This window comes from Burkholderia sp. Ac-20379 (genome assembly GCF_017104645.1).
Taxonomy (GTDB): domain Bacteria; phylum Pseudomonadota; class Gammaproteobacteria; order Burkholderiales; family Burkholderiaceae; genus Burkholderia.
Genome location: NZ_JAAGPF010000170.1, coordinates 1 through 15,558 on the forward strand (window position 1 = coordinate 1; position 15,558 = coordinate 15,558).

Below are 15,558 nucleotides of genomic sequence, written 5' to 3' on the forward strand. Positions count from 1 at the left end.
TCGCTGTCGAGGCGGCCCAGCGTGGAATGCCCGTTGGCGGCCAGCGCGGCCAGCGTGGTGAACGCGCAGCGCCGGCCGCGCTCGCCGTCGGGCAGCGCCGCGTCGGCGAACGCGAACGACACGGCGGTCGGCGAATTCCACAGCAGCGCGGCGGCGTCTTCCAGCGTGGCGCTGTCGGCCAGCGCGATGCAGTCGCGGCCGCGGTACCACGGCCGGCCGCGCGAGAACGTGGTCAGCCCGCTGTAGATGCACGGCTCCGCGCCGAAGATCGTGCCGGCCGCCAGCGCCGCGCGCTTGCGGCCCACCTGCTTCTTGCGGCACAGCGCGATCACGTCCTCGGCCCGGTACAGGCTGCGGCGCGGATCGTGCGGATCCTGCATGACGGCGATGTTGCCGCGGCTCGCGTAGGCGTAGACGGTTTGCGCCCGCACGCCGAGTTGGCGGGTCGCTTCGGCGAGAGTGATCCAGTTCGACATGGTGGCGGCGTTCAGAGGCTGGGGCGATGCGCCCGACTATAGACCGCTCTCAGTTGAATGTCATTTCCGCCGGGCGGCGTTCGAGAATCTCCACCACGATCTGCCCCGGCGCCTTCACGAAGCAGCCGCGCACGCCGGCGCGGATCTGCTTGATCGGCTCGACGATCTCCGCGCCCTCGGCCTGCAGGTGCGCGAACGCCGCATCCAGATCGTCGACCCGGACGCCGAAGTGATCGATGCCCTCGCGGGGGCCGGCCTGCGCGCCGCCGTCGGCCTGCGCAAGCTTGGTGATGAACAGGTTGATGTCGCCCAGGCGCAGGTCGACGCGGCCCGGGCGGCGCACGATCTCGGCGCTCAGGCAGCGCGCGAACCAGGCCGCGGTGGCTTCGGCGTCGGTCGACGCGAGTTGGAGGTGGTCCCACTTGAATTCGATCATGGTGCGGAGCAGGTCGTGAAAGGAATGAGGATCAGAGTTCGATGCGCGAGAGCTTGCCGAGCAGCAGCGAATACGACAGCGTGCCGAGCAGGCACATCGCGCCCATCAGGTTCAGCGCCCAGAAGAAGTTGCCGGTGTGCTGCGTCACATAGCCGATCATCAGCGGCGTGGTGACGGCCGCGATATTGGCCGCGAGGCTCGTGATGCTGCTGGTCAGGCCCACGTACTGCTTCGGCGCGATCTCCGACACGGCGGCCCACGACATCGAGCCGATGCCCTGCGCGAAGAACGCCACGGTGAGGATGGCGATCACCCCTTCGTTCGAGTGCACGAAGTTCACCAGCGCGATCGACGCGCCGAGAAACGTGCCGATCACGAGCGGCGCCTTGCGGGCGGCGGACACCGACACGCCGCGGCGGATGAAGAAGTCCGACAGGAAGCCGGCCGTCAGGATCCCGATCGTCGCGCCGATGAACGGCAGCGCCTGGAAGATCCCCACCTTGATCATCGACATGTGGCGGGCCTCGACGAGATAGGTCATGAACCAGGTCGTGAAGAACACCAGCAGCGAGTTGTTGCAGAACTTGCCGAGGCAGATCGCGAGGATCTGGCGGTAGCTCAGCAGCTTCAGCGCGAGCCGCCAGTCGAAGCGCTCGCGGCGCTTCTGCGCGGCGGGCCGGCCTTCGTTGATGTGCTCCAGCTCGGCCGCGTTGACCGCGGCGTGACGGGTCGGATCGCGATAGACGAGATACCAGATCCCGCTGAACAGGATGCCGAAGCCGCCCGTCACGAAGAACACCGCGCGCCAGCCGAAGGCCTGCGAGATCCAGAGCAGCAGGCCCGCGAACAGCGGCGTGCCGATGTACTGGCCCATCACGTAGACGCTGGTGGCGAAGCCGCGCTCCTGCACCGGGAACCACAGCGTGACGGCGCGCGCGTTCGACGGAAACGCCGGCGCCTCGAGCGCGCCCATCGCGAGGCGCGAGCCGAGCAGCATCCGGTAGCCATTCGAGAAGCCCTGCGTGAGCGTGGCGAGCGACCAGCCGAGCAGCGACAGCGCGTAGGCCACGCGCGAGCCGAGCACGTCGGCCAGGATCCCGGCCGGCAGCAGGGCGAACGAATAGGCCGCGCCGAACACGGCGAACAGCTCGCCCATCTGGATCCGCGTCATGCCGAGATCCTTCGAGAGCGCCGGCGCGACGATGCCGAGCGCGGAGCGGTCGACGTAGTTGAGGATGGTGGCCACCAGCAACATCGAGAGGATGAAATAGCGGACCTTGGTGCGTTTCGCGGCGCTGGTGCGGCTGGCGTAGTCGTGCATCGCCACCGGTGCGTCCTCGGCTGTCTTCATGTCGTGTCTCCTGTTCGTGGCCGGATCTTGTTGTGTAGGGGGCCGGCCGTGAGGCTTGGCTTCGGTGCGGCCGCTCAGCCGCGGCCGACGAACGGCATCGCGCTGGCCATGATCGTCATGTTCAGAATGTTCGCTTCGAGCGGCAGCTTCGCCATCTGCACCACGGCGTCGGCCACGTGCGCGACGTCGAGGCGCGGCTCCGGCGCCATGCGGCCGTCGGCCTGCAGCACGCCCTGGTTCATGCGCTCGGTCAGCGAGGTGGCCGCGTTGCCGATGTCGATCTGGCTGCAGGCGATGCGGTACGGGCGGCCGTCGAGCGCGAGCGACTTGGTGATGCCGAGCACCGCGTGCTTGGTGGCCGTGTAGGCGATCGTGTTCGGGCGCGGCGAGTGCGCCGAGATCGAGCCGTTGTTGATGATGCGGCCGCCCTGCGGATCCTGTTGCTTCATCACGCGCCACGCGGCGCGGGCGCACAGGAACACGCCCGTCAGGTTGGTGGCCAGCACGTCGTTCCAGAATTCGAGCGTGTAGTCGTCGAGCGGCACGGCGCCCGCGTTGCGGCCCGCATTGTTGAACAGCACGTCGAGGCGGCCGAATTCGGCGGCGATCGCGGCGAAGCTGCGGTCGACCGAGGCTTCGCTGGCCACGTCGGTGGGGAACGCGCGCGACCGGCCGCCGGCCGCGTCGATCAATGCTTCGGTTTCCTGAAGGGCGTCGGCGCGGCGGCCCAGCAGGGCGACCGTGAAGCCGGCGCGGGCCAGCGCCACGGCGGTGGCCTGGCCGATGCCGGAGCCGGCGCCGGTGACGGCGGCGAAACGAGTGCCTTGCGGGGCGCCTTGCGTGTCTGGTTGCATGTCGCGATCTCGTCGATGGTCGGTAGGGACGAGAACAGAATTGCATCCGCCCCGAAGCACCGGCAATCTTGATTCTTCCAATCAACATGCTGCGGCTTGCCAGGGCGGGCCGTCATCAGGGTTTTCCTGAGCCTGGGGCCGGGCCCGCAAGGCTGCCGGGTTGGCCGCGCCGCGCCATGACCGGTTCGGCGCCTGCCGCATTGCACAGATGTTGATCGACAGAATCAACATTGACCTGCGCCGAACCGGCCTCGTAGGCTGTGCCCGGATTTCGACCAAAGGAAAACACCATGTCCGCTCAACCCAACCCGAAGCTGCTGGTGGCCCGCCGCGTGCCCGCCGCCGTGGCCGCCCGCGCCTCAGCCGAGTTCAACGCCTTCGTGACCGAATCCGACATGGATGCCGCCTCGGTCGTGGATTTCTGCACGAAGTACCAGACGCCGGCCGTGCTGATCGGCAAGAAGTCAGGACTGCAGAAGGAACATATCGATGCGCTGCCGCCGAGCGTGAAGATCATCGCCAACGCGAGCGCGGGCGTCGATCACATGGATGTGGCGGCGGCGCGCGCGCGTGGTATCGCCGTGACCAATGCGCCCGATGCGCTCACCGAATGCACGGCCGATTTCTCGATGCTGCTGGTGCTGGCCGCGTGCCGCCGTGCGTCGGAGTACGAACGGATCGTGCGGCAGGGCTGGGGCAAGTCGTTCGGCATGACCGACATGCTCGGCCTGCGCGTGAACGGCAAGACGCTCGGCGTGGCCGGTTTCGGCCGGATCGGCCGCGCGGTGGCGAAGCGCGCGCGCGGCTTCGGCATGAAGATCGCCTACACCGACATGCGCCAGGCCGACGCGGCCGTGGAGGAGGGCGCGCGGTTCTATCCGAGCCTCGACGCGATGCTGCCGCATTGCGACGTGCTCACGCTGCACGTGCCGGGCGGCGGCTCGCCGCTGATGACGGCGCGCGAATTCGCGCTGCTGCCGAAGGGCGCGGTGTTCGTCAACGCGGCGCGCGGCGGGCTGGTGGACGAGGATGCGCTGTACGCGGCGCTCACCTCGGGCCACCTGTTCGGCGCGGGGCTGGACGTCTACCGCAACGAGCCGAACATCGACGCGCGCTTCGCCACGCTCGACAACGTGTTCCTGACGCCGCACATGGCCAGCGCCACGATCGAGACGCGCGACCAGATGGGCTACACGGCGCTCGACAACGTGGCGGCCGTGCTCGACGGCCGCACCGCGCCGAACGGTCTGTAAGCATCCCAAAGCATCCCGGGGTGTCGAAATAGCCGAATAGGCCGCGCGTGCGGCCTATTTCCGTTTGCGCGCCGGCTTCCTGGCCTCGGCGCGCGTCTGCGCCAGCTCGATCGGCACGAACGGCGCCTGAAACCGCTCGACGAGGAAATCGATGAACGCGCGCGCCCGAGTGGTTTCATTGCGCTGGCTCGGGTAGTACACGTAGAGATCGGCCGACGGCAGCACGAGCTCGGGCAGCACCAGTTGCAGCCGCCCGCTTTGCAGATACTTGGCCAGATCCCATTCCGAGCGGATCAGGATGCCGTGCCCGTCGAGCGCCCAGCGCAGCACGATGTCGCCGTCGTTGCTCGACAGCGAGCCGTTCACCTTCAACGCCTCGAGATGGTCGTCCTGGATGAACTTCCAGACGCCGTAGGCATCGTCGTTCTGGGTATGGATGATGCAGCGGTGCGCGACCAGATCCTCCTTGCGCGCCGGCGTGCCGCAGCGCTCGAGGTATTTCGGCGACGCGCACAGAAAGCGCCGGTTGCTCATCAGCCGCCGCGCGCGCAGCCGGCTGTCGGGCAGTTCGCCGAAGCGGATCGCCATGTCGAAGCCGCCTTCCACCAGATCGACGGGGCGATCCGTCACCACGAACTGCACGTCCACGTGCGGGTAGCGCTTGGCGAACTCCGAGACGAGCGGCGCGATGGTGGTGCGCCCGAAGCCGAGCGTGGCGTTCACGCGCAGCCGCCCGTGCGGATCGGCCGGCGTGCCGGCGATCGCATCCTCCATTTCGCGCACCTGATCGAGAATGCGCGCCGCGTAGCGCGCGTAGGTTTCGCCTTCCGGGGTCAGGCTCACGCTGCGCGTGGTGCGGTTCACGAGCCGCGCGCCGAGCCGTTCCTCGATGATGCCGAGCCGCTTGGTGGCCGCCGGCGGCGTGAGTCCCATCGAGCGGGCCGCGCCGGACAGGCTCTTGAGCTTGGCGAGCTGCACGAAGAACGCGAAATCGGAGGTGGAATCGGTTTTCACTTTTGGTGAATTATGAAATGAAACAGGGTGAATTCTAGCGCGGGATGGCGAGGCTATGATGCGTCGTCCGTCATTCGTATCTGCCAGGAGACATCCGCATGAAAATCGTCGAAATCCGAGAAAAAACCGTCCCGATCAGCTCCCCCATCCGTAACGCCTACATCGATTTCAGCAAGATGACGCTGAGCCTGGTGGCGGTGGTGACCGACGTGATCCGCGACGGCAAGCCGGTGATCGGCTACGGCTTCAATTCGAACGGCCGCTACGGCCAGGGCACGCTGATGCGCGAGCGCTTCATTCCGCGCCTGCTCGAAGCCGATCCGGCCTCGCTCGTCGACGACACCGGCAACAACCTCGATCCGCACAAGATCTGGGCCACGATGTTCCAGAACGAAAAGCCGGGCGGCCACGGCGAGCGCTCGGTGGCGATCGGCACGATCGACATGGCCGTGTGGGACGCGGTGGCGAAGATCGAAGGCAAGCCGCTGTTCCAGTTGCTGGCCGACCGCTACGGCAACGGCCAGCCCGATCGCAAGATCTTCGTGTACGCGGCCGGCGGCTATTACTACCCGGGCCAGGATCACGGCAAGCTCAAGGACGAGATGCGCAGCTACCTCGACCGCGGCTACACGGTGGTCAAGAAGAAGATCGGCGGCGCGTCGCTCGACGAGGATCTGCGCCGCATCGATTCGATTCTCAGCGTGCTCGGCGACGGCCAGAAGCTGGCGGTGGACGCGAACGGCCGCTTCGATCTCGACACCGCCGTGCAATACGCCAAGGCGCTGTCGCAATACGATCTGTTCTGGTACGAGGAGCCGGGCGACCCGCTCGATTTCGAGCTGCAGGCCACGCTGCGCAACTACTACGACAAGCCGATGGCCACCGGCGAGGATCTGTTCTCGATGCAGGACGCGCGCAACCTGATCCGCTACGGCGGCATGCGCGCCGACCGCGACTGGCTGCAATTCGATTGCGCGCTGAGCTACGGCCTCGTGGAATACCTGCGCACGCTGGAGATGCTCCATCAGCACGGCTGGTCGGCCAAGCGCTGCATTCCGCACGGCGGCCACCAGATGTCGCTGAACATCGCGGCCGGCCTCGGCCTCGGCGGCAACGAATCGTATCCGGACCTGTTCCAGCCGTACGGCGGCTTCCCCGACGGCGTCAAGGTCGACAACGGCTACATCACGATGCCGGATCTGCCGGGCATCGGCTTCGAAGGCAAGGCCGACCTGATCGTCGAAATGCGCAAGCTGGCCGAATAAGCACCGGCCGCCACCGCGGCGACCCCTGCGGCACATCGCGAGAGGCCCGCCACGGCGGCGGCCTCCCGCGACGATAACAACACGACAACAAGACACGCGGCGCACGGCGTCATCGCGCGAGCGTCCGCTCCAGTCAGACGACGGCATGCACAGGAGACAGCCATGCTCGTAACGAGAATCCGGAAGTCGCTATCGCGTTTGTACGTCCAGGTCCTGATCGGCATCGTCGCCGGCGTGGCCGTGGGCCACTTCTATCCCGATGCCGGCGCGCAGTTGAAGCCGCTCGGCGACCTGTTCATCAAATTGATCCGCATGGCGCTCGCGCCGATCATCTTCGCCTCGGTGGTGGTAGGCATCGCGCGCATGAGCGACCTGCGCGTGGCCGGGCGCGTCGGCGCGAAGGCGCTGCTCTATTTCGAGGTGGCCTCGACGTTCGCCTTGCTGATCGGGCTGGTGGTGGTCAACGTCGTGCAGCCCGGCGCGGGCATGAACATCGACCCGGCGCAGCTCGACGCCGCCTCGATCGCCACCTACACGCACGCCGCGCAGCAGCACGGCATGCTCGAGTTCTTCATGAGCATCGTGCCGGGCAGCATCGTCGGCGCGTTCGCCAAGGGCGAGATCCTGCCGATCATCTTCTTCTCGGTGATCTTCGCGATCGCGCTGGCCAAGCTCGGGCCGCGCACCGCGCCGCTGGTCGACATGCTCGACATGTTCCTGCAGGGAATGTTCGGCGTGGTGCGGATCGTGATGGTGGCCGCGCCGATCGGCGCGTTCGGCGGCATGGCGTTCACGATCGGCAAGTACGGCATCGGCACGCTGGCCTCGTTCGGCGAACTGATGCTGTGCCTCTATCTGACCTCGATCCTGTTCGTCGCGCTGGGCCTCGGCCTCGTGATGCGCCTGTGCGGGCTGTCGCTCTGGAAGTATCTCCGCTACATCAAGGACGAGCTGCTGATCACGCTCGGCACGGCATCCACCGAGGCGGTGCTGCCGCAGATGCTGATGAAGATGGAGCGCATGGGCTGCGCGCGGCCGGTGGTGGGCATGGTGCTGCCGACCGGCTACACGTTCAACGCGGACGGCACGGCGATCTACCTGACCATGGCCGCGCTGTTCGTGGCGCAGGCGATGAACATCCATCTGTCGCTCGGCGATCAACTGCTGGTGCTCGGCGTGCTGCTGCTGACCTCGAAGGGCTCGGCCGGCGTGGCCGGCGCGGGCTTCGTGGCGCTGGCCGCCACGCTCGCGACGATGCGGCAGATTCCCGTCACGGGCCTGGTGTTGCTGCTGGGCGTGGACCGCTTCCTGAACGAGGCGCGCGCCGTGACGAACCTGATCGGCAACGGCGTGGCGACGGTGGTGGTGGCGCGCTGGGAAGGCGCGCTCGATCTGGACCGGGCGCGCGCGGTGCTGGATCGGCGTTATGTCGAGGAACCCGAAGCATTGCCGGTCGAGACGGAAGCGGGGCGCGGCGCGCCGGGCCTGCCGGCGGCGCATCGCGGCGCGCATTGAGCGGCGGCGCGATGGCGGCCCGATAGCGGCCCGCGCCGCTCGCCGCGCTGCGCTCAGTGCGGTTGGCGGGCGAACGTGAACGCCGTGCCGCCGCAGCACAGGCTGTCGCGCAGGAACACCTGGAACGTTTTGCCGACCACGTCGTAGTTCACGGTCGCGAGCGCGACGTCGTCGGTATAGGCGTTGAAGCTGCCCGACAACGCGGGCAGCCAGCCGGGGTGGTCGCTGGCCAGCAGGTACAGATGCTCGTCGCGCACGGTGGTGGCGGGCGACAGGCCCTTCAGGTCGTCGGCCGCCGTGCCGTCGTGCGGCTTGCCGATCTCGTACTGCATGCCGGCGTCGCGGTACGGAATCGACAGCACCGTCTTGCCGTCGACGTTCAGGCGCGTGGTGAGCGCGGCGTCGACGGTGATCGTCATGCTGTCGAGACGGCGGCGCTCCGCGGGCGTCAGCTTGATGGTGCTGAACGCGCGCTGCGCGTTCTCGATGCCCGAGACGTTCGACGTCCATCCGCCCTTCGTACGCCAGGTATCCCACATGCTGTTGGCGCCGCCCGAGCCGCTGACGGTGTCGAGCGGGTAGGCGCCGACAGCTTGCGTCAGCAACTCGCGCTTCGAGCCGATCACGACTTCGGCGGTTTGATGCGCGTCCACCGGCAGGCGGTGCGCGCCGTCGGCGGACGTCCAGGTGCCGTCGAACGTGCCGCCGGTCAGCGTGCCGGTGAACGTGCCGGAGCGTTTGCCCGAGGATGGCGTCTCGTCGAGCGTGAGCTTGCCCGCCGCGTCGATCTTGCCGTTCAGGTAGAGATTGTTCTGCTTGCCGGCGTAGTGGTAATTGCCGCTCAGCGTGCCGTCGAGGTTCTTGAGATCCATCGTGAACGCGTAGCGGCCGCCGATATGGCCTTCCAGGGTCTTGTGGAAATACGACGTGTCGGCATGAACGCCCGTGGAAAGCGCGGAGAACGCGAGCAGGGCGGCGAGCGAGGAGAGCGGACGGAGCATGGAGGCAGGCGGAGGGAAGGAGCGGCGATTGTGACACGCGAGGCGCGCGGGCGCGGTGCGCCGCTTCGCTTGCCGCTACCGCTGCGCGCCCGTGCCGTATTTACTGAGCCGCCACCGCGATCGTCGCCTCGCAGCGGATCGGGAAATTGACCGAGTTCGCCACGTAGCACTTCTCGTGGGCCGCGTGATGCAGCGCGTGCGCGCGCTCGGCATCGTCGCCGGCGCGGATCGTCACGCGCGGGCGCAGCACGATTTCGGTGAAGCGGCCCTGTTCGGGGCTGTCGAGCATCGTCCCTTCGGCGTCGTCCTCGTAGGCGAGCACGCGAATGCCGGCATCCGCGCACAGATGCAGATACCAGAGCTTGTGACAGGCCGAGGCCGACGCCAGCAGCAGGTCTTCCGGGTTCCAGCGCGCCGCGTCGCCGAGAAACGCCGCGTCGGCCGAGCCCGCGATCTCGGGCTTCGCGCCCGAGCGGATCGTGTGATCGCGGCCGTAGTCGCGATAGCCCGAGGTGCCGCTGCCGCGGTTGCCTGTCCACTGCACCGCCACGCGGTAATGGTGCTTGCCGTATGCCATCGAATTCTCCCGCCAGGTTGAAGAAATGCGTTGTCCGAACGGTCGCCATTGTGTCACCGGAATCCCATTTGGTATACCATTATTCCAAATTGAACCTGGAGCCGGGATGGAAACGAAACTCGATTCGACGGCCGACGTGATCGCGGCGTCGCTGCGCGAACTGATCAACAGCGGCGAGCTGGCGAGCGGGGCGCGGCTGGTCGAGCGCGATCTGGCCGAGCGTTTCGGCATCAGCCGGATTCCGCTGCGCGAGGCCGTGCAGCAGCTCGAACACGAAGGGCTGGTGGCGATTTTCCGCAATCGCGGCGCGGTGGTGCGCACGCTTGATGCGCACGACGTCGAGGAGATTTACGGCCTGCGCGTGCTGCTCGAGGGCGATGCGATCTTTCGCAGCGTCAAGCGTCTCGACGACGAGGCGCTGGCGCGCGCCGAGCTCGTGCACCGGCTGCTGGGCGAGGCCGGGACGGCGCAGCGGCAGGGGGAGCTGAACCGCGAGTTTCATGCGCTGCTCTATGCGGGGTGCGGCAACGGCCGCCAGTTGGCGGCGATCGCCGCGCTGCGCGGCCAGGTCGAACGCTACGAACGGTTGCAGAGCACGCTGCTGGCCGAAACGCCGTCGTTCCAGGTCGAGCACGCGGCGATCCTGCAGGCATGCCGCGAGCGCAATGCGCGCGGCGCGCGGGCGATGACGGCCGCGCATCTCGAATCGGCCAGGGCGATCGTCTTGCGGATCGTGACGGCGTCCTGAACACGGGCCGCCGCGAAGCGGCGCGGCAACGCGGCAAGCGCCCGCCCGATGCTCAATCGGCGGCCGCTCGCGCGCCGCCGTCCGAATGCGCCACGCGCTTGCGCACCAGCGCGTTGCCGATCGCGCCGGCCGCCATGATCGCGGCGGTGGCGAAGAACGTCGAGCGCATGCCGTAATGGCCGCCGAAGTAGCCGCCCGCGAGCGGCCCGGCCACCTGCCCGACGTATTGCGACGAAGTGGAATAGCCGAGCATGGTGCCGGCCACGGCCGGCGGCGCGTTGTGGCGGATCACGCTGGCCACGCACGGCAGCAGGCCGCCGAGCGCGATGCCCATCGCGAAGCGCAGCGCGATGAGCTGCCAGCCCTGCGTGACGAACGCCTGCGGAATCAGCAGCACGGCCGACGCCGCGAGGCAGCCGACGATCACGTTCCAGTGGCCGATGCGGTCGGCCAGCTTGCCGAGCCGCGAAGCCGACAGGATGCTGCCGAGCGCCGCGCCCGACATCACGAGGCCGGCCACGAACGTGACCTGCCGCGCGGGCACCAGTTGCGCGACGTAGACGGTGATGATCGGCTCGATCGACATGTTGGCCAGCATCAGCAGTGCGCCCGTGACGAGCATCGCGGCCACCGGCCGCTTGTCGGGCAGCGCGGCCCAGCCCGGCTTGTCGGCCGCGCCGCGGCCGGCCGCGGCGGGGCGGTCGCGCTTGATCAGGAACACGGTGGCGAGAAACGCCACGCCGATCGCCGCGCCCGAGCACTGGAACGTGGCGCGGATGCCGATCACCGACGGCAGCCAGCCGCCGATCAGCGGGCCGGCGATGCTGCCGGCCATGATGCCCGACGACAGCACGCCGAGCGCCCAGCCGCAGCGCGCCTTCGGCGTTTGCGTGGCGACCAGCACGGTGGAGCCCGACGCATAGCCGCCGAGCAGGCCCACCGCGAGCCGCAGCGCCACGAGCTGCCAGACGTCGTGCGCGATGCCCATCAGCGACATCACGATGGTCATGCCGAGGCTCGCGCGGATCAGCATCAGCTTGCGGCCGTAGCGATCGGCGAGGCGGCCCCACAGCGGCGCGGTGAGCGCGGCTGTGAAGAACGTCGCGCCGTAGGCCACGCCCGACCATTGCACGATCGCGGCCGGGTCGTGCACGCCGAGCTGCTCGACGTAGAGCGGCAGGAACGGCAGCAGCAGCGTCATCGAGACGATGGTGGTGAACGAGCCGAATACGCAGACGGCGAGATTGCGGCGCCAGTGCGCGTGGCCGTCTTCGGCGGACGACGGCGCGGCGGGGGAAGGGGGACGGCTCATCGCGGTGCCTCGGTATCGTGGGTGTCGGTGGCGTCGCATCGACGCGCCGACGATCCTACGCCGCGCGGCGGCGCGCAAACAGACGTCCGGAGATACCGGTATCGGCACTACCCGCCTGTGCGAAGCCCTGGCAGGGCAGGCCGGCCGCGCCGCTTCAGTCGGCCATTTCCTCGTGCGCGCCGAGCAGCGCGGCGGCCACGCCGATCACGAACGGGGTGTCGTCGTCGTCGCTGCGCAGGTTCGCTTCGGCGTCGAGTTCGTCCTCGATGCCGCGCCGCGCGGCCAGCCGCGGCAGCGAGGCCAGCACGGCCGGATCGTGGCGGGCGCGCAGGCCCGGATCGTTGAACGCGCGCGCCTCGATGGCCAGCAGCATCGACCAGCTCGGGCCGCGCAGCTCGCCGAACGGGCTGCCGCGGCGCGGGCCGAAGGCGCGGCGCGCGAGCGCGACGAGCACCTGCTGCAGATCCTGGGTGGCGCGATGGCGCATGCGCTGCGCTTCCATCTGCTCGAGTTCGTAATCGTCGACCAGCCAGTCGGAATCGGGGCGTGCGGCGGGTTGGCTGGCTTGGCTCAGGTCGGACATCGTCGTCATGAAGGCCCTCGTCGGGTGATCGGGTACTGTGAATATATACAGTCTTTTTGGCGTATGCAATCGCGGCCGCGATTTATCTTGCACGCCCCGACGAAGATGGGGGCAGAGTCAGACGCCCCGTGCGGCGCGCATCTCGCTGATGCGTGACCACATCCGCTCGACGCCGTGCACGTCGGGCCGCGCGCCGGTGCGCGTCTCGAAATCGGCGTCGTGGAGGAAGAGCAGCAGGCCCTGATGGTCGTAGACGATGTCGACCAGCCAGACGAAGCGTTGCAGCACGGCGCGCGGCGTGGCGGCGTCGAGCGCGACGGCGTCGAGGATCAGCACGCGGTAGCGCGCGGCCAGATCGAGATAGTCGAGATGCGAGCGGGCTTGCGCGCAGAGCGCGTCGAAACCGCACAGCAGCGTATGGGCGCCGGCCGCGCGGGCCGCGAGCGGGCGGGTGGCGATCGGCACCACGGCGTCGCGCGCGGCGACCGCATCGCCGTGGCGGGCGAACAGCGCGGCGATGGCGGTGTCGTCGTCGCGGTGGGCCGGAACCGGCGCGTCGGGCGCATGTGCGATCGCGCGCTCGCGCACGCGCCGGTAATCGATCGCGCCCTCGAACGGCAGCATCAGGCAGTGCGCGTTCAGCAGCGCGATGGTCGGCTCGAAGCGGTGATGGAACTCGGGATCGGGCAGCAGCCCGGCGGGCGGCTGATTCGACGTGAACAGCAGGACCACGCGCCGCGCGATCGCCACGCGCAGCAGCGCGGCGAGGATCAGCGCGTCGGCGATGTCGTGCACGTGGAACTCGTCGAACCACAGCAGCCGGCTTTCGCCGAGCCACTGCGCGAGCACGTCGCCGAGCTTGTCGTCGGACGGCGGCGCGGCCACCAGCCGGCGGTTCACGTCGCGCAGGAACGCGTGGAAGTGGGTGCGCACGCGCGGGCCGGGCCAGGCCTCGTGGAACAGCGCGGCCAGCAGGCTCTTGCCGCGTCCGGGCGGGCCGTAGCAGTACGCGCCGATGGTCGCCTCGGGCAGCCGGCCCGCGAGCAGCGCGTCGAGTTGCGCGGCGGCGGCCGATTGATCGGCGTCGAGCGTCAGGCGGCGGCGGGCGAGTTCGGCGGTGAGCCAGGCGGGCAGCGTCGGCATGGAGGTCGGCGGCGTCTCGGGCCGCGCGCGGTGGAAAACGGCCGACAGTCTGCCACAGCGGCCGGTTGCGCGGCCTGCCCGAGGCGGTTGGAACAGGCGCAAGCGGCCAAGCGGCCTAAGCCGCCGAAACCGCCGAAACCGCCGAAACCGCCGAAACCGCCGAAACCGCCGAAACCGCCGAAACCGCCGAAACCGCCGAAACCGCCGAAACCGCCGAAACCGCCGAAACCGCCGAAACCGCCGGAACCGCCGAAACCGCCGGAACCGCCGAAACCGCCGGAACCGCCGGAACCGCCGGAACCGCCGGAACAGGCGCAAGCCGCCGAAACCGCGTTACTCCACCGCAGCCGCCGCCGAAGCCCGCGCGCGCCCGTGCAGCCAGTTGATCGACGAGAACAGCGCGATCGCGAACACGATCAGCACCGTGGCCACGGCCAGGATCGACGGATCGATCTGGTCGCGGATGCCGCTCCACATCTGGCGCGGCACGGTGCGCTGATCGGGGCCGCCGATGAACAGGATCACGATCACCTCGTCGAACGAGGTGGCGAACGCGAACACGCCGCCCGTCGCCACGGCGGGCAGGATCAGCGGCAGCGTCACGCGCCGGAACGTCACCCACGGCGGCGCGCCGAGCCCGGCCGCGGCGCGCAGCAGGCTCTGGTCGAACGACAGCAGCGAGGCCGTCACCGTGATCACCACGAACGGCGTGCCGAGCGCCGCGTGCGCGAGCACCACGCCGGTATAGGAATTGACGAGGCCGAGCGGCGCGAAGATCAGGTAGAAGCCGGCCGCCACCACCACGATCGGGATGATCATCGGCGAGATCAGCAGCGGCATGATCAGCGCGCGCAGCGGGAAGTTCTCGCGCGCCAGCCCGAGCGCGGCGAGCGTGCCGAGGCTGGTGGCGATCAGCGTGGAGACGGCGCCGATGCCGATGCTGTTGGCGAACGCGCGCTGCCAATCGGCGCTGCCGAAGGCCTGCGCGTACCAGCGCAGCGAGAAGCCCTCCATCGGGTACGAAAAGTAGGAACCCGAATTGAACGAGAGCGGGATGATCACGAGGATCGGCGCGACGAGAAACGCCAGCACGAGCGCGCAATGCAGGCGCGTGCCGAGCTTCGCGAGGCGGACCGACGGAATGCTGTTCGTCAGTTGCACGAGGGATCTCCGTGGGCGCTCAACCGAAGCGCAGCCGGTCGACGCCGACCAGCCGGTTGAAGATGAAATAGAACACGGCCGTGAAGATCACCAGGTAGGCCGACAGCGCGCCGGCCAGGCCCCAGTTCAACAGGTCGTTGGTCTGCGAGGCGATCAGCTGGCTGATCATTTCGTCGCCGGCGCCGCCGAGCAGCGCGGGCGTGATGTAGTAGCCGAGCGCCAGCACGAACACCAGGAAGCAGCCGGCGCCCACGCCGGGCAGCGTCTGCGGCATGTACACGCGCACGAACGCCACCACCGGATGCGCGCCGAGCGATTGCGCCGCGCGCAGGTAGATCGGCGGCACGCTCTTCATGACCGAATAGATCGCCAGGATCATGTAGGGCAGCAGCACATGCGTCATGCCGATCAGCACGCCGGCGCGGTTGAAGATCAACTGCAGCGGCGCCTGCACCACGTGCAGCGACAGCAGCACGCTGTTGACCACGCCGCCCGGCTGCAGCAGCACGTACCAGGCGGTGGTGCGCACCAGCAGCGAAGTCCAGAACGGGATGATCACGAACAGCATCAGCCGGTTGCCCTGTTTCGGCGGCAGGTTCGCGAGCATCCAGGCCACCGGGTAGGCGAGCAGCAGGCACAGCAGCGTGACGGTCGCGCTGATCGACACGGTGCGCAGGAACGCCGCGCGATACACGGCGCTGCTCGGCGGCACGGCGCTCACGTGGCCGTCGGGCGCGACCTGCGCGTCGACGCCGTTCAGCAGATAGTCGGGCGTCCACGGCGCGGCGGCGCGCTTGAGCAGCCGCCAGGTGCCGGGCGCGCCCCAGCGCGCGTCGGCGGCGATCAGCACCGGCTTCCAGGCCGGCTCG

15 protein-coding genes and 1 pseudogene are annotated in these 15,558 nt (G+C 68.7%); 4 read left to right on the forward strand and 12 right to left on the reverse strand.

Going from position 1 to position 15,558, the window contains the following annotated elements; genetic code table 11:
- From G3N92_RS20565 to G3N92_RS20580, 4 genes and pseudogenes are all read right to left on the reverse strand, one after another.
- A pseudogene (locus tag G3N92_RS20565) lies at positions 1 to 476 on the reverse strand (citrate synthase); the annotation flags it as partial.
- Between the two features lie 49 nt (positions 477 to 525).
- A complete protein-coding gene (locus G3N92_RS20570) occupies positions 526 to 912 on the reverse strand; it encodes a VOC family protein (RefSeq protein WP_206129422.1) in 387 nt (128 codons plus the stop codon).
- Positions 913 to 943: 31 nt separating this feature from the next.
- Complete coding sequence (locus G3N92_RS20575; protein ID WP_206129423.1) at positions 944 to 2,263, reverse strand: MFS transporter; 1,320 nt, start codon at positions 2,261 to 2,263, stop codon at positions 944 to 946.
- Between the two features lie 74 nt (positions 2,264 to 2,337).
- Positions 2,338 to 3,117, reverse strand: a complete 780-nt coding sequence (locus tag G3N92_RS20580) for an SDR family oxidoreductase (protein WP_206129424.1) — start codon at positions 3,115 to 3,117, stop codon at positions 2,338 to 2,340.
- A 290-nt stretch (positions 3,118 to 3,407) separates the two neighbouring features.
- On the opposite strand from G3N92_RS20580, the gene G3N92_RS20585 reads away from it, so the two are divergent.
- Positions 3,408 to 4,370, forward strand: coding sequence for a D-glycerate dehydrogenase (locus tag G3N92_RS20585; RefSeq protein ID WP_206129425.1), 963 nt, complete (start codon positions 3,408 to 3,410; stop codon positions 4,368 to 4,370).
- A gap of 54 nt (positions 4,371 to 4,424) precedes the next feature.
- Here the strand turns inward: G3N92_RS20585 and G3N92_RS20590 are convergent, their stop codons facing one another.
- Positions 4,425 to 5,384: a LysR family transcriptional regulator gene (locus G3N92_RS20590; RefSeq protein ID WP_206129426.1), complete on the reverse strand. Its 960-nt coding sequence runs from the start codon at positions 5,382 to 5,384 to the stop codon at positions 4,425 to 4,427.
- A 98-nt stretch (positions 5,385 to 5,482) separates the two neighbouring features.
- Between G3N92_RS20590 and G3N92_RS20595 the strand changes: the two genes are divergently transcribed.
- Complete coding sequence (locus tag G3N92_RS20595) at positions 5,483 to 6,649, forward strand: mandelate racemase/muconate lactonizing enzyme family protein (protein ID WP_206129427.1); 1,167 nt, start codon at positions 5,483 to 5,485, stop codon at positions 6,647 to 6,649.
- Between the two features lie 162 nt (positions 6,650 to 6,811).
- Positions 6,812 to 8,164, forward strand: coding sequence for a C4-dicarboxylate transporter DctA (gene dctA, locus G3N92_RS20600; protein ID WP_206129428.1), 1,353 nt, complete (start codon positions 6,812 to 6,814; stop codon positions 8,162 to 8,164).
- A gap of 53 nt (positions 8,165 to 8,217) precedes the next feature.
- On the opposite strand, the gene G3N92_RS20605 is transcribed toward dctA, so the two are convergent.
- Together G3N92_RS20605 and G3N92_RS20610 are read right to left on the reverse strand one after the other, a co-directional pair.
- Positions 8,218 to 9,165 carry a hypothetical protein gene (locus tag G3N92_RS20605; RefSeq protein WP_206129429.1) on the reverse strand — a complete coding sequence of 316 codons (948 nt, stop codon included), beginning with the start codon at positions 9,163 to 9,165 and terminating at the stop codon, positions 8,218 to 8,220.
- A 100-nt stretch (positions 9,166 to 9,265) separates the two neighbouring features.
- A complete protein-coding gene (locus tag G3N92_RS20610) occupies positions 9,266 to 9,742 on the reverse strand; it encodes an OsmC family protein (protein ID WP_206129430.1) in 477 nt (158 codons plus the stop codon).
- A gap of 106 nt (positions 9,743 to 9,848) precedes the next feature.
- On the opposite strand from G3N92_RS20610, the gene G3N92_RS20615 reads away from it, so the two are divergent.
- Entirely contained in the window at positions 9,849 to 10,490 is a 642-nt protein-coding gene (locus G3N92_RS20615) for a GntR family transcriptional regulator (RefSeq protein WP_206129431.1), read from the forward strand.
- 52 nt (positions 10,491 to 10,542) lie between these two features.
- Here G3N92_RS20615 and G3N92_RS20620 read toward each other — a convergent pair whose 3' ends face one another.
- The 5 genes from G3N92_RS20620 to G3N92_RS20640 form a co-directional block, all read right to left on the reverse strand.
- Positions 10,543 to 11,802 (reverse strand): MFS transporter, encoded by a 1,260-nt coding sequence (locus G3N92_RS20620; protein ID WP_206129432.1) that lies wholly within the window; start codon positions 11,800 to 11,802, stop codon positions 10,543 to 10,545.
- A 154-nt stretch (positions 11,803 to 11,956) separates the two neighbouring features.
- A complete protein-coding gene (locus G3N92_RS20625; RefSeq protein ID WP_206129433.1) occupies positions 11,957 to 12,394 on the reverse strand; it encodes a DUF2471 family protein in 438 nt (145 codons plus the stop codon).
- Positions 12,395 to 12,502: 108 nt separating this feature from the next.
- Entirely contained in the window at positions 12,503 to 13,528 is a 1,026-nt protein-coding gene (zapE, locus tag G3N92_RS20630) for a cell division protein ZapE (RefSeq protein WP_206129434.1), read from the reverse strand.
- A 333-nt stretch (positions 13,529 to 13,861) separates the two neighbouring features.
- A complete protein-coding gene (locus G3N92_RS20635) occupies positions 13,862 to 14,689 on the reverse strand; it encodes an ABC transporter permease (RefSeq protein WP_206129435.1) in 828 nt (275 codons plus the stop codon).
- Between the two features lie 19 nt (positions 14,690 to 14,708).
- Positions 14,709 to 15,558, reverse strand: an 850-nt coding sequence (locus G3N92_RS20640; RefSeq protein ID WP_206129436.1) for an ABC transporter permease, incomplete at its 5' end; no start/stop codon positions are given.

Excerpts from the sequence above, each read along its gene's own strand:
- zapE (WP_206129434.1), bottom strand. The coding sequence starts at position 13,528 with ATGCCGACGCTGCCCGCCTGGCTCACCGCCGAACTCGCCCGCCGCCGC.
- G3N92_RS20605 (WP_206129429.1), bottom strand. The coding sequence starts at position 9,165 with ATGCTCCGTCCGCTCTCCTCGCTCGCCGCCCTGCTCGCGTTCTCCGCG.
- dctA (WP_206129428.1), top strand. The coding sequence starts at position 6,812 with ATGCTCGTAACGAGAATCCGGAAGTCGCTATCGCGTTTGTACGTCCAG.
- G3N92_RS20625 (WP_206129433.1), bottom strand. The coding sequence starts at position 12,394 with ATGACGACGATGTCCGACCTGAGCCAAGCCAGCCAACCCGCCGCACGC.
- G3N92_RS20585 (WP_206129425.1), top strand. The coding sequence starts at position 3,408 with ATGTCCGCTCAACCCAACCCGAAGCTGCTGGTGGCCCGCCGCGTGCCC.
- G3N92_RS20570 (WP_206129422.1), bottom strand. The coding sequence starts at position 912 with ATGATCGAATTCAAGTGGGACCACCTCCAACTCGCGTCGACCGACGCC.
- G3N92_RS20610 (WP_206129430.1), bottom strand. The coding sequence starts at position 9,742 with ATGGCATACGGCAAGCACCATTACCGCGTGGCGGTGCAGTGGACAGGC.
- G3N92_RS20620 (WP_206129432.1), bottom strand. The coding sequence starts at position 11,802 with ATGAGCCGTCCCCCTTCCCCCGCCGCGCCGTCGTCCGCCGAAGACGGC.
- G3N92_RS20595 (WP_206129427.1), top strand. The coding sequence starts at position 5,483 with ATGAAAATCGTCGAAATCCGAGAAAAAACCGTCCCGATCAGCTCCCCC.
- G3N92_RS20580 (WP_206129424.1), bottom strand. The coding sequence starts at position 3,117 with ATGCAACCAGACACGCAAGGCGCCCCGCAAGGCACTCGTTTCGCCGCC.
- G3N92_RS20575 (WP_206129423.1), bottom strand. The coding sequence starts at position 2,263 with ATGAAGACAGCCGAGGACGCACCGGTGGCGATGCACGACTACGCCAGC.
- G3N92_RS20615 (WP_206129431.1), top strand. The coding sequence starts at position 9,849 with ATGGAAACGAAACTCGATTCGACGGCCGACGTGATCGCGGCGTCGCTG.